At 65.2% G+C, this 11,974-nt stretch carries 11 protein-coding genes; 2 read left to right on the top strand and 9 right to left on the bottom strand.

What is annotated here, in order from left to right; genetic code table 11:
- Positions 1-71: 71 nt before the first annotated feature.
- The 5 genes from Q6A48_RS02715 to Q6A48_RS02735 form a co-directional block, all read right to left on the bottom strand.
- Positions 72-323 (bottom strand): YfhL family 4Fe-4S dicluster ferredoxin, encoded by a 252-nt coding sequence (locus Q6A48_RS02715; RefSeq protein ID WP_009683359.1) that lies wholly within the window; start codon positions 321-323, stop codon positions 72-74.
- 146 nt (positions 324-469) lie between these two features.
- Positions 470-949 (bottom strand): pantetheine-phosphate adenylyltransferase, encoded by a 480-nt coding sequence (gene coaD, locus Q6A48_RS02720; RefSeq protein WP_003177462.1) that lies wholly within the window; start codon positions 947-949, stop codon positions 470-472.
- Positions 950-1,064: 115 nt separating this feature from the next.
- Positions 1,065-2,660 carry a GMC family oxidoreductase gene (locus Q6A48_RS02725; RefSeq protein ID WP_304551783.1) on the bottom strand — a complete coding sequence of 532 codons (1,596 nt, stop codon included), beginning with the start codon at positions 2,658-2,660 and terminating at the stop codon, positions 1,065-1,067.
- Positions 2,661-2,750: 90 nt separating this feature from the next.
- Positions 2,751-3,296, bottom strand: a complete 546-nt coding sequence (locus Q6A48_RS02730; protein ID WP_304551785.1) for a twin-arginine translocation pathway signal protein — start codon at positions 3,294-3,296, stop codon at positions 2,751-2,753.
- Positions 3,297-3,464: 168 nt separating this feature from the next.
- Positions 3,465-4,895, bottom strand: a complete 1,431-nt coding sequence (locus Q6A48_RS02735; RefSeq protein ID WP_304551787.1) for a coniferyl aldehyde dehydrogenase — start codon at positions 4,893-4,895, stop codon at positions 3,465-3,467.
- 150 nt (positions 4,896-5,045) lie between these two features.
- On the opposite strand from Q6A48_RS02735, the gene Q6A48_RS02740 reads away from it, so the two are divergent.
- Both Q6A48_RS02740 and Q6A48_RS02745 read left to right on the top strand, forming a co-directional pair.
- Positions 5,046-5,717 carry a TetR/AcrR family transcriptional regulator gene (locus Q6A48_RS02740; RefSeq protein WP_304551789.1) on the top strand — a complete coding sequence of 224 codons (672 nt, stop codon included), beginning with the start codon at positions 5,046-5,048 and terminating at the stop codon, positions 5,715-5,717.
- 36 nt (positions 5,718-5,753) lie between these two features.
- Complete coding sequence (locus Q6A48_RS02745) at positions 5,754-6,608, top strand: sulfurtransferase (protein ID WP_304551791.1); 855 nt, start codon at positions 5,754-5,756, stop codon at positions 6,606-6,608.
- 772 nt (positions 6,609-7,380) lie between these two features.
- On the opposite strand, the gene Q6A48_RS02750 is transcribed toward Q6A48_RS02745, so the two are convergent.
- The 4 genes from Q6A48_RS02750 to Q6A48_RS02765 are packed head-to-tail and all read right to left on the bottom strand — an operon-like array spanning position 7,381 to position 11,860.
- The gene (locus Q6A48_RS02750; protein WP_304551792.1) at positions 7,381-8,379 is read right to left on the bottom strand and encodes a hydrolase; all 999 of its coding nucleotides are present in this window, start codon (positions 8,377-8,379) and stop codon (positions 7,381-7,383) included.
- A gap of 31 nt (positions 8,380-8,410) precedes the next feature.
- The gene (gene rsmD, locus Q6A48_RS02755; protein WP_304551793.1) at positions 8,411-9,022 is read right to left on the bottom strand and encodes a 16S rRNA (guanine(966)-N(2))-methyltransferase RsmD; all 612 of its coding nucleotides are present in this window, start codon (positions 9,020-9,022) and stop codon (positions 8,411-8,413) included.
- Positions 9,022-10,512, bottom strand: coding sequence for a M16 family metallopeptidase (locus Q6A48_RS02760; protein WP_304551795.1), 1,491 nt, complete (start codon positions 10,510-10,512; stop codon positions 9,022-9,024). The genes rsmD and Q6A48_RS02760 overlap by 1 nt, the downstream gene beginning before the upstream one ends.
- Positions 10,505-11,860 (bottom strand): M16 family metallopeptidase, encoded by a 1,356-nt coding sequence (locus Q6A48_RS02765; RefSeq protein ID WP_304551797.1) that lies wholly within the window; start codon positions 11,858-11,860, stop codon positions 10,505-10,507. The genes Q6A48_RS02760 and Q6A48_RS02765 overlap by 8 nt, the downstream gene beginning before the upstream one ends.
- Between the last annotated feature and the right edge of the window lie 114 nt (positions 11,861-11,974).

Here is an 11,974-nt window from a genome sequence, read left to right on the forward strand (position 1 = left end):
GCCGTGTCTGCCGCTGAAACCTTGTGGGAGCGAGCCTGCTCGCGATGGGGCGTGCAAGGCCGCCCGGAAACTCAAGCCTTGCCGGTAATCCTGCGATACTTCGCCATCAACTGCTCTTCAGTTTCCGGATGGGCTTCGTCCAGGGGGATGCAGTCCACCGGGCAAACCTGCTGGCACTGGGGCTCGTCGTAATGGCCGACGCACTGGGTGCACAGGTTCGGATCGATGACGTAGATTTCTTCGCCCTGGGAAATGGCTTCGTTCGGGCACTCAGGTTCGCAGACGTCGCAATTGATGCAGTCGTCGGTGATGATCAGGGACATGCAGGCTCCTGCCGGGGCGTCGGGCCCGGGCATCTGAAAACGTATGCGCGCAATTGTGCCGCATTGGCGCGCGCAGTGCACGCGGGTGCGATGGACTGCGCTCGGCCGCACGGGTGGGAGCGTGAGCGGAGCGCAGCCGGCCAGGGCTACTTCTTGAAGCGCAGGGTCAGCGCATCGGCCACGGCCGGGTGGACGAACTTGGTGATATCACCGCCCAGGGCCGCGATTTCCCGCACCAGGGTCGAGGAGATGAAGGAGTAGCGTTCCGACGGCGTCAGGAACAGGCTCTCGACGTCCGGGGCCAACTGGCGATTCATGTTGGCCAGCTGGAACTCGTATTCGAAGTCCGAGACCGCACGCAGGCCGCGCAGGAACACATTGGCGTTCTTTTCCTTGGCAAAGTGCGCCAGCAGTGTGGAGAAGCCGACCACTTCCACATTGGGCAGGTGCTTGGTGACTTCACGGGCCAGCTCCACGCGTTGTTCCAGCGGGAACAGCGGGTTTTTCTTCGGGCTGGCGGCGACGGCAATGATCACGTGGTCGAACAGGCGCGCGGCGCGTTCGACCAGATCGCCATGGCCCTTGGTAATAGGGTCGAAGGTACCTGGGTACAACACTCGGTTCATCGCGTCGTCCTGGCGGGAGTCCGTTGGGGAGTCGGATGGTATCGCAGCCGACCCGGTCGGCCAAGTCGGCCGTGGGATAAGAAAGCACTATAGACGGTGCGAATAATCCGGATATTCATGGTTTTTTCAAGCGCTCGGCCAGGGCCGTCGCCAATTGCGCCGTCAGCCCGTACACCGACAGCTGCGGGTTGGCGCCAATGCTGGTAGGGAACAATGAGCCGTCGTGGATCGACAGGTTGGCCAGTTGGTGATGGCGGCCGAGGCTATCGGCGACGGCGGTTTTCGGGTCTTCGCCCATGGCGCAGCCACCCATCACGTGGGCGCTGCCCAGGCGCGTGCGGTACAGCTCCAGCGCCAGGCCGTCGATCTGCGTCCGGGCTTCGGCCAGGGTGCTCACGTAGCGGGCATCGCCGTGCACCGGCATCACGGCCTTGGCGCCGCCAGCGAACTGGATCTCGGCCATGCTGTGGAAGGCACGGCGCAAACCTTCCCAGGTATACGGCGACACCGCGTAGTCGAGCACCGGCGTGCCGTCGCCACGTAGCTCGACACGCCCGCCGGGGCTGTCCGGATGAAAACCGTCGCGCAGCAGGGCCAGCATCGCGTGGGTGTGGGGCAGGTTGCCCATGTGCGCGGCGTTCTCGGCGCCGAAGCCGCCCAGCAAGGTGGCGGCGAGCGCCGGGTGCAGGGGCGGCACTTCGAGTTTGTAGGACATTTTGCCGGTGGCACCGTCCTGCCATTGGAAATGGTCCGAGTAGATCGATTGCGGCGCGCCGTAGAACGGGTTGATGACCTCGTCGAATTGCCCGGCGGACATGTTCACCAGGTGCAGGAAGGTGCGCTTGCCCAGGCGGTCATGGGGATCCGGCGCCGCGGAGCGCAGCAGCAGGCCCGGGCTGTTGATGCCGCCGCCGGCCAGCACGTAGTGCCGCGCCTTGACCGTGATGCGCCGCCCGGTCGGGGCCACGCAGCGCTCATCCATGCCCACGCATTCCAGGCCGACGACCGCGTCATGCCTGATCACCAGGCGTTCGGCCCGGGCCAGGTAAAGCAGTGCGCCGCCCTTGTCCAGGGCCGCGGGAATGGTGGTGACCAGCATCGATTGCTTGGCGTTGGTCGGACAGCCCATGCCGCAATAGCCCAGGTTCCAGCAGCCGCGGACGTTGCGCGGGATCACGTGCCAGCTGTAGCCCAACTGCTCGCAACCCTTGCGGATCACATCGTTGTTGGCATTGGGCGGAATCAACCAGGGCGTCACGCCCAGGCGTTGCTCCATTTTTTCGAACCAGGGCGCCATCTCCGCCGGGCTGTGTCCCTTGACGCCATGTTCGGCGGCCCAATGATCAAGGGTCTGCTCCGGGGTGCGGAAGCTCGACGTCCAGTTGATCAGCGTCGTCCCGCCCACGGCCCGGCCCTGGAGAATGGTGATGGCGCCGTCCTTGCTCATGCGCCCCAGGCCTTCCTGGTACAGGCTGGAATAGGCCTGGTCTTCGAGCAACTTGAAGTCGTCGCTGGTCTTGAGTGGCCCTTCCTCGATCAGCAACACGCGGTAGCCGGCGGCGCTGAGGATTTCCGCCGTGGTCCCACCGCCCGCGCCGCTGCCGATGATCGCCACGTCGGCCTCCAGGCTCAGGTCCTGGGCCAGTCGCGCGCCGTTGTGGGTGGTCCAGCCACGGGCCAGGCCTTCGCGGAAGAGATCGGGTACGGGCATGTCGGATGCTCTGTTTGTCTTGGATTAACGGCGGGCCCCGAGGGCGAGCCCCTCTTTGTGTGGGGCTCGCCAAGGGATTCGACTGGGGTGTCAAACGGAAGGTGGCCCCGGATACCCGCAATGCGCCCAGGCCTCGGCGCGGCTGTACCAGGCCATCATCACCATTTGCAGCAACGAGTGATGGCCTTGTCGCAGGAGGTCCAGCGAGCTGTTTTCCCAGCGGTGGAGGAACTGGCGGATGTCATCGGCACTGGCGTTTTCCCACGCGCCCCAGATGCCGGCCAGCGGCCCGCGGGTGATGCCCAGGGTGAGCACGTCGAACAGCTGGCGCGTGAGCTTGAGCATGGCTGGGGACAGGTGTGCCAGTTCTGCGTCCAGGCTTTGCAGGGTCGCGTCGGTGGCGGCGGGGATCCGTCCGACCGTCACCGCCCCATCCAGCATCACCGCAATGACGGCGCGCAAAAAAGGCAGGTCGCTGTCACGCAGCGCAGCGAAGCCTTGGGCCGGCAGGCTGGGCGCGCAACCGCTGAGGCTGGTGCCCAACCCGACCGTGGCCAGGAAGGCGCTGGCGCCGAGGCTGAATTTCAGCAGGCCGCGCCGCGACAGGGCGGGTGCATCGATGAGGCTGGGGTTCATGTTGTTATTACCCGGGGTAGACCTGCGTTAGGCTCTGTCTGAAAAGCCTTGATACTCGGTTATGCTGCGTTGAAAACCGGCTCGCCATGCTCGTTTACTCCAGTAAACTCCGCTTCTTTGCCGGTTTTCGCCTTGTCTCACCTTCGTCTCAAGACTGTTCAAGCAGAGCTAGCGGACGAACAGCTTCTGGATCAATTTCTGCAGCGGCTTGCCGTAGGGCGGGTAGATCAATCTGGCAGCGTTGAAGCGTTGCTTGGCCAGCACGCCCTTGGCCTTGCTGAACGTCAGGAAGCCTTCGTGCCCGTGGTAGTGCCCCATGCCCGAAGGGCCGACGCCGCCAAAAGGCAAGTCGTCCTGGGCGACGTGCAGCAGCGTGTCGTTCAGGCAGGCGCCACCGGAATGGGTTTCGTGCAGGACACGCTGCTGTTCGGCCTTGTTGTAGCCGAAGTAGTAGAGCGCCAGCGGACGCGGGCGCTGATTGATGTAGGCGAATGCCTGGTCGAGGTGCTCGTACGGCACGATGGGCAGCAGCGGGCCGAAGATTTCGTCCTGCATGACCGTCATGTCATCGCTGACGTTGAGCAACAGGCTGTGGGCCATGCGGCGCCCCTGGCCCTGGTCGAACAGCTCGATGAGCAAGGCGCCCTTGCTGGTGGCGTCACTGATGTAGCCGTTGAGGCGGGCCAGGTGTCGTTCGTTGATGATCGCTGTGTAGTCCGGGTTGTTCACCAGGGTCGGATAAAACCGGCGAACCGCTTCGCGATAGGCTTCGACGAATTCGCCGACGCGACTCTGCGGCACCAACACGTAGTCCGGGGCGACACAGGTTTGCCCGGCGTTCAAGGTCTTGCCGAAGGCAATGCGTTCGGCGGCGTCGCGCAGGGGCACGTCGGCGGAAACGATGGCCGGTGATTTTCCACCCAGTTCAAGGGTTACCGGGGTCAGGTTCTCGGCGGCGGCCCGCATGACATGCCGGCCGACGCTGGTGGCACCGGTGAACAGCAGGTGATCGAAAGGCAGCCTGGAAAACGCCATGCCGACCTCGGCTTCGCCAAGCACCACGCAGACCAGGTCCTGGGGGAATACCCGGGCCAGCAGTTGCTTGAGCAACAGGCCAGTCGCCGGGGTCGCTTCGCTGAGCTTGAGCATCACCCGGTTGCCTGCCGCCAGGGCGCCCACCAGGGGCCCGATGGCCAGGAACAGTGGGTAGTTCCAGGGCACGATGACCCCGACCACCCCCAGCGGTTGGTAGATGACCTTGGCCGACGCCGGTTGGAACGCCACGCCCACCTTGCGCCGGGACGGCTTCATCCAGCCCGCCAGGTGCCGGCGGGCGTAATGGATGCCGTGCAGGCTGGGCATCAACTCGGCCAGCAGCGTCTCGTCGGCGCTGCGGTGGCTGAAGTCCTGGCTGATCGCCTCGATCAAGGCCTGACGCTCGTTGTTCAATACCTCGCCCAGCGCCTTGAGCCATTGCCGACGCTGTTCGGCCGGTGGCATCGGGTGGGCGGCATAGGCCTGGCGCTGGGCATCGAAGAGCGACCGCAACGCGTCCAGTTGCTGTTGGGATTCATGCAGGTAGGCAACGTCGGCAGGCATGGTCGGGCACCGGATATTATTAGAATGGGTGTTTTCTAGAGCTTATACTCTAGAAAGTCAATGGCCTCCGCAAACGGCTTTGGGTTTTTTCCAGTGACCAATAGGTCGTAAGATGTCCCCCAATGCCTTCGTCGAATTAAAGCCCAAACCATGGCCCCACGAATCAAAACCAGCGAGCGCATCGTGCAAAACAGCCTGGAGCTGTTCAACCAGCAGGGCGAGCGCAGCGTCAGCACCAACCACATTGCCGCCCATATGGACATGTCGCCAGGCAATCTCTATTACCACTTCCCCAACAAGCAGGCGATCATCGCCGTGCTGTTCAGTGAGTACGAGAACCTGGTGGACAGTTTCCTGCGTCCGCCCCAGGGCCGGGCGGCGACCGTGGAGGACAAGCGTTTCTACCTGCAAGAACTGCTGGCGGCCATGTGGCGATACCGCTTCCTGCATCGGGACCTGGAGCATCTGCTCGACAGCGACCCGGACCTCGCGGCGCGCTACCGGCGTTTTTCCCAGCGTAGCCTGATCCACGGCACCGCCATCTACGAGGGGTTCGTCGAGGCCGGCATCCTGAAGATGGACCGGGTGCAGATCGAATCCCTGACCCTCAATGCCTGGATCATCCTCACGTCGTGGGTGCGGTTCCTGTGCACCACGCGGGAAAACTTCAGCCACTTGAGTGAGCAGGCGATCAAGCGCGGCGTGTATCAGGTCCTGGTGCTGGAGGCCGGTTTCGTCACCGATCAGGCCCGCGAAGCGGTGGATGCGTTGTTCAAAGAGTTTTATGTCCCCCTGGCCCAGACCCTGGAGGAAGGGCAGTAGGACCAGCCCCCACGATTTCCGCCACAGGAGCTCACCATGCCCATTGCGCAACTCATCAGTCCCCAGGCCCTCGAACAGCGACGAGTGCTGCCCGGGCTGGTCATCCTCGATTGCCGCTTTGCCCTGGACGACCCGGATTACGGCCAGCGCAGCTATGCCGAGGGACATATCGCCGGTGCGGCGTTCGCGGACCTTGAGCGCGACCTCAGTGGCCCGGTGACCAAGGGCGTGACCGGGCGCCACCCGCTGCCGCAGCCCGAGGAGCTGGCGGAGCGGTTCAGGGCCTGGGGGGTCGACCAGGACAGCGACATCGTGCTCTACGACGACGGCCCAGGTGCCTATGCCGCGCGGGCCTGGTGGTTGCTGGCCTGGCTGGGCAAGCGAGAAGGCGTGTACCTGCTCGACGGTGGGCTCAAGGCCTGGCATGCGGCCGGCTTGCCCTTGAGCCTGGACCCACCGGCGACACGTCGTGGGACCTTCGAGGGCGCGCCGGACGCCACCCTGGTGCTCACTGCACAGGCCTTGCAGCAGCGCCTCGGCCAACCGGACATGACGTTGCTGGATGCCCGTGCGTTACCGCGTTTCAAGGGCGAGGTCGAGCCGATCGACCCGGTGGCCGGGCATATTCCCGGGGCCCAGTGCGCCGCGTTCACGGACAACCTGGACAGCGATGGACGTTTCTTGCCGGCCGCTCGGCTCAGGCAGCGCTTCGCCGAGCAACTGGGCGAACGTTCACCCGCCGGGTTGGTGGCCTATTGCGGCTCCGGCGTGACCGCGTGCCATAACCTGTTTGCCTTGTGCCTGGCCGGGTACCCACTGGGTCAGTTGTACGCGGGTTCGTGGAGTGAATGGATCACGGATCCGCAACGGGGCGTGGCGACTGGCGAGTAGCCGTCAACCACACTGGGGGGAACGCTTTGTGAAGGGGGTGCCCCCTCGCAGGGAGGTTGGACTGAGCAGCGTCTTCGCGAGCAGGCTCGCTCCCACCTTGGTTCCCGGTGGCTCACAAACCTGCGGCCCACCGCTAATCCCTTGTGGGAGCGGGCCTGCCCGCGAAGGCGTCGGCGCAAGCGATATCGACGCAAGCTGACCCACCGCTTTCGCGAGCAGGCTCGCTCCCACCTTGGTTCCCGGTTGCTCACAAACCTGCGGCCCACCGCCAATCCCCTGTGGGAGCGGGCCTGCCCGCGAAGGCGTCGGCACAGACGACATCAATGCAAGCTGACCCACCGCCATCGCGAGCAGGCTCGCTCCCACACTGGTTCCCGGTGGCTCACAAACCTGCGGCCCAGCACAAATCCCTTGTGGGAGCGGGCCTGCCCGCGAAGGCGTCGGCACAAGCGATATCGAGGCAAGCTGACCCACCGCTTTCGCGAGCAAGCCCGCTCCCACACTGGATCTCGGTTGCTCACAAACCTGCGGCCCACCGCTAATCCCTTGTGGGAGCGGGCTTGCCCGCGAAGGTGTCGGCACAGGCGACATCGAGGCAAGCTGACCCACCGCTTTCGCGAGCAGGCTCGCTCCCACACTGGATCTCGGTAGCTCACAAAACTGCGGCCCACCACAAATCCCTTGTGGGAGCGGGCCTGCCCGCGAAGGCGTCGGCACAAGCGATATCGAGGCAAGCTGACCCACCGCTTTCGCGAGCAGGCTCCTACCGGGGCTAGTCGCGTCCCAGGCTGGCCAGCCATTGGGGAATGCGCCGCTCCAGGTAATAACTCGGGTGGCGCAAGGTCCCCTCGACGAACCCCACATGCCCGCCCTGGGCGTGCAGCTCAAGCTGGGTCGAGGCGGACAGTTCGCCGGGCTCGGGCAAGCTGTGGGGAAACACGAAAGGATCGTCGGCCGCCTGGATCAGCAGGGTGGGCGTGTTGATCTCGCCCATGAAATAGCGGCTGGAAGCGCGCCGGTAGTAGTCCGCCGCGTCCGAGAAACCATGCAGCGGCGCGGTTACCCGGCCATCGAAGTCCCAGAAGGTGCGCATGTTTTCCAGCGGGCCAAGTGCCGCCAGGGTCGCCAGCCCCTCGTGGCGTCCATCGTGCTGGAATTGGCGTTGCTTGTTGCGCACATAGGCCACCAGCTGGCGCATGAAATGGGCCTGGTAGAACCGGGAGAAACCCTGCCCGATGCGATCGGCGCACTGGTCGAGGCGAAACGGCACCGAAACCGCCACGGCGCCCTGCAACTGGCTCTGGCTGCCGGTTTCACCCAGGTGCTTGAGCAACACATTGCCGCCCAGTGAATAGCCCACCGCGAACAGCGGCGCCAACGGTCGCCGGACGCGCAGGTGGGCAATGGTGGCGGCCAGGTCTTCGCTGACCCCGGAGTGATAGCTGCGGGCCAACAGGTTCGGCTCCCCCGAACAGCCGCGCCAGTTCAGCGCCACGCTGGCCCAACCCTGGCGATCGAGGGCGTGTTGCAGCCCGGCCACGTAGGGCGAATTGGAAGAGCCGGTCAGCCCGTGAAGCACCAGCACCAGCGGCGCCTCGGCGTTGTGCGGGCCATGCCAGTCGAGGTCGAGGAAATCGCCATCATCCAGCCACAGGCGCTCGCGTTGGCGGGCGATATGGGTGGTCTTGCGCCACAGCGGCCCCCACAAGGTCTGCAAGTGCGGGTTGCCAAGGCCCCGGGCGGGGATGAATCGTTCAGATGCAGCGGCCATTGTTATTGTTCTCGATGCACCGGCAGGCCGTTCAATCAACGGCTTGCGCCATTCGTTGCCACAACGCGTAGTACACCTGCCCGGATTTCTGCTCGCGATGCAAACGCCAATTGCCCGGCAAGCCCAGGGTCGATGGAGCGGTCTCGCTTTCAGTGTAGACCCAGGCGTCCTCGGCCAACCACTGGCGCGCCTCCAGCAGGGCGCACACCGTCGGCAGCAGGTTCTGGTGGAACGGTGGGTCGAGGAACACCAAGTCGAAGGCCACCGCCGGCTGGCTGTCGAGGTAGCGCAGCGCGTCGGCCGTCTGCACCTGGCCGACCGTGCAACGCAGGGTGCCCAGGTGCTCTTTCAACTGGGACACCGCCACGTTGTTGGCGTCCAGGGCCTGGCCCATGGCGGCGCCCCGGGACAACGCTTCGAGAAACAACGCGCCACTGCCGGCGAACGGGTCGAGCACCCGTGCCCCGGCGACATACGGCGCCAACCAGTTGAACAGGGTTTCCCGCACGCGGTCCGGCGTCGGGCGCAGGCCCGGCGCGTCGGGGAAGCTCAAGCGCCGGCTGCGCCATTCGCCGCCGATGATGCGCAGTTGGTTCACCCCGTTATGGACGGGTTTCTTGCTGGAATTCGATGGACGGGCCATTAGTGCTCCGGGACCCCGAGCGGTTGCTCGGCAGGTTTGTCGGTGGGGGCCGGTAGCGGCTTCTGCGGCACGGTCGGGCCGGCGGTGACGATGACCATCTTGTCGGTGCTCAGGTGTTTGCCCAGCGCGGCCCGGACCTGGTCGACGGTCAGCGCCTGGGACTGGCGCATGAAGTCTTCCAGGTAGCTCAGCGGCAAGTCATAGAAGCCCATGGCGCCGAGCTGGCCGACGATGTCGGCGTTGCTGGCGGTGGACAGCGGGAAGCTGCCGGCCAGTTCGCGCTTGGCGTCGTCCAGTTCTTTCTGGGTCGGGCCATTCTTCAGGTACTCTGCGAACACGTCCTGCACCAGTTTCAGCGTGCCTTCGCTCATTTCGGCGCGGGTCTGCAGGTTGATCATGAATGGGCCGCGGGCCTGCATCGGCGTGAAGCCGGAGTACACGCCGTAGGTCAGGCCGCGTTTTTCCCGAACCTCGGTCATCAGGCGCGTGCCGAAACCGCCGCCGCCGAGGATCTGGTTGCCCAGGGACACGGCGGCGAAGTCCGGGTCGTCCCGGTCGATGCCCAGTTGCGCAAGCATCAGGTTGGTCTGCTTGGATGGAAACTCGATGTGGCTGACGCTGGCCTTCGGCTCCACGGGTGCCGGGGTCTTGGGCAGGGCCGGCCCTTTGGGCAGCGCCGCGGACACCTGGCTGGCCATCGCTTCGGCTTCGGCCCGGGACAGGTCGCCCACCAGCGCGATCACCGCGTTGCCAGCGGTATAGGCCTTGGCGTGGAAAGCCCGCAGTTGGGCCAGCGTGATCGGTGGGATACTTTCGGCGGTGCCATCGCTGGAGTGACCGTAAGGATGATCGCCGTACAGGCGCTTCATCAATTCCAGCCCGGCGAGTTTGCCGGGGTTCTGTTTCTGGTACTCGAAACCGGCCAGCATCTGGTTCTTGATGCGGCTGAAGGAGTCGGCGGGAAAGGTCGGCTTGCCGACCACGTCGGCGAACAACTTCAGCGCCGGCTCGCGCTTGTCCACGGCGCTGAGGCTGCGCAGGGACGCCACGGCCATGTCCCGGTAGGCGCCGTTGCCGAAGTCCGCGCCGAGGCTTTCGAAGCCTTCGGCAATGGCGCCGACGTCCTTGCCGGCCACGCCCTCGTTGAGCATGGCGTTGGTCAGCATCGCGACGCCGGGGGCATCGCCGTCCTGGCTGCTGCCGGCGGCGAAGGTCAGGCGCAGGTCGAACATGGGTAATTCCCGGGCTTCGACGAACAGCACCTTGGCGCCCTCGGCGGTTTTCCAGGTTTGCACGTCGAGCTGGCGATGGCTGGGCGCCTTGCCGTCCAGTTCCGCCAATGATTGCAGCTTGTTGCCGGACTTGGCGCTGTCCAGGGCCTGGCTCGCGGTGACGCCCGTGGTGGGCAGCAGGTAGAACGCCAGGGCGCCGGCCAGGGCGACGAACACCAGGCCGATCAACAGCCGGCGCGACGATGTGCGCTCACTCATGCGCTTTCTCCTCGGGCAGGACATGCGCGACGCTCAGGCGTGCGCGGGTGAAATACAGCTGGGCTGCCTTCTGGATATCTTGCGGGGTCACGCTTTGCAGGTCGGCGAGCTCCGTGTCCATCAGCCTCCAGGTCAGGCCGACGGTTTCCAGTTGGCCGATGGCGGTGGCCTGGCTGGTGATCGAATCGCGCTCGTAGACCAGGCCGGCAATGACCTGGGCGCGCACGCGCTCCAGTTCGTCCGCCGTCGGGGCCGTGGTCTTCAATTGTTCGAGCAACCGCCACAGCCCGGCTTCGGCCTCGGCGATGGTCTTGTTCTTCTGGGTGTTGGGCGTCGCCGACAAGGTGAACAGCGAGTCGCCCCGGGTGTAGGCGTCGTAGTTCGACGAGCCGCCGGAGACCAGCTCCTCGCCGCGTTCCAGCTGGGTCGGGATGCGCCCGCTGTAGCCGCCGTCCAGCAGCGCCGAGATCAGCCGCAAGGCGTTGACCGAACGCTTGTCCGTCGCGGTGGCGATGCTCGGTACGTTGAAGGCCATCATCACGCTGGGCAATTGGGTCTGCACATGCAGGGTGATCTGGCGTTCGCCGGGCTCGGCCAGTTCCAGGGGTATCTTCGCCGACGGCACGGCGCGCCGGGCAATCGGGCCGAAGTAGCGCTGGGCCAGGGCCTTGACCTCGTCCGGCGTCACGTCGCCCACCACCACGAGGGTCGCGTTGTTCGGGGTGTACCAGGATTCGTACCAGTGCCGCAGCTCCTCGACGGTCATGCGGTCGAGGTCGGCCATCCAGCCGATGGTCGGCGTGTGGTAGCCGCTGGCCGGATAGGCCATGGCCTTGAAGCGTTCGTAGGCCTTGGACATGGGCTTGTCGTCAGTGCGCATGCGGCGCTCTTCCTTGATGACCTCGATCTCGCGGCTGAACTCGTCCGGCGGCAGGCGCAGGCTGGCCATGCGGTCGGCTTCCAGTTCGAAGGCCACGGCCAAGCGATCGCGGGCCAGTACCTGGTAATAGGCGGTGAAGTCGTCGCTGGTGAAGGCGTTCTCTTCGGCGCCCAGGTCGCGCAGGATCAGCGAGGCTTCGCCGGGGCCGACCTTTTCACTGCCCTTGAACATCATGTGTTCCAGGGCGTGGGACAGGCCGGTCTGGCCCGGGGTCTCATAGCTGGAGCCGACCTTGTACCAGACCTGCGAGACCACCACCGGCGCACGATGGTCTTCGCGCACCACGACCTTCAGGCCATTGTCGAGGGTGAATTCGTGGGTGGGTTGTGGGTCGGCGGCCAGGGCTGAAAGGGGCAGACAAACCGTGCTGAACAGCAGGCCTGCAACGCGGCGGGCAAGGGCATTCATTCGTGTTTAAACCTGTTGGGCTGCCCGCTAGGTCTTAGCGTCGGCGGGCGAGAGGGTGCTAGGATAACGGTCCGTTTTACTGGCGGCCACGCCTATCGGGCCTTTTATCGGTCC

Origin of the sequence: Pseudomonas citrullilanati, assembly GCF_030580855.1 — a bacterium.
GTDB lineage: Bacteria > Pseudomonadota > Gammaproteobacteria > Pseudomonadales > Pseudomonadaceae > Aquipseudomonas > Aquipseudomonas citrulli.

Excerpts from the sequence above, each read along its gene's own strand:
- rsmD (WP_304551793.1), bottom strand. The coding sequence starts at position 9,022 with ATGGCCCGTCCATCGAATTCCAGCAAGAAACCCGTCCATAACGGGGTG.
- coaD (WP_003177462.1), bottom strand. The coding sequence starts at position 949 with ATGAACCGAGTGTTGTACCCAGGTACCTTCGACCCTATTACCAAGGGC.
- Q6A48_RS02745 (WP_304551791.1), top strand. The coding sequence starts at position 5,754 with ATGCCCATTGCGCAACTCATCAGTCCCCAGGCCCTCGAACAGCGACGA.
- Q6A48_RS02750 (WP_304551792.1), bottom strand. The coding sequence starts at position 8,379 with ATGGCCGCTGCATCTGAACGATTCATCCCCGCCCGGGGCCTTGGCAAC.
- Q6A48_RS02735 (WP_304551787.1), bottom strand. The coding sequence starts at position 4,895 with ATGCCTGCCGACGTTGCCTACCTGCATGAATCCCAACAGCAACTGGAC.
- Q6A48_RS02740 (WP_304551789.1), top strand. The coding sequence starts at position 5,046 with ATGGCCCCACGAATCAAAACCAGCGAGCGCATCGTGCAAAACAGCCTG.
- Q6A48_RS02715 (WP_009683359.1), bottom strand. The coding sequence starts at position 323 with ATGTCCCTGATCATCACCGACGACTGCATCAATTGCGACGTCTGCGAA.
- Q6A48_RS02725 (WP_304551783.1), bottom strand. The coding sequence starts at position 2,660 with ATGCCCGTACCCGATCTCTTCCGCGAAGGCCTGGCCCGTGGCTGGACC.
- Q6A48_RS02760 (WP_304551795.1), bottom strand. The coding sequence starts at position 10,512 with ATGAGTGAGCGCACATCGTCGCGCCGGCTGTTGATCGGCCTGGTGTTC.
- Q6A48_RS02730 (WP_304551785.1), bottom strand. The coding sequence starts at position 3,296 with ATGAACCCCAGCCTCATCGATGCACCCGCCCTGTCGCGGCGCGGCCTG.
- Q6A48_RS02765 (WP_304551797.1), bottom strand. The coding sequence starts at position 11,860 with ATGAATGCCCTTGCCCGCCGCGTTGCAGGCCTGCTGTTCAGCACGGTT.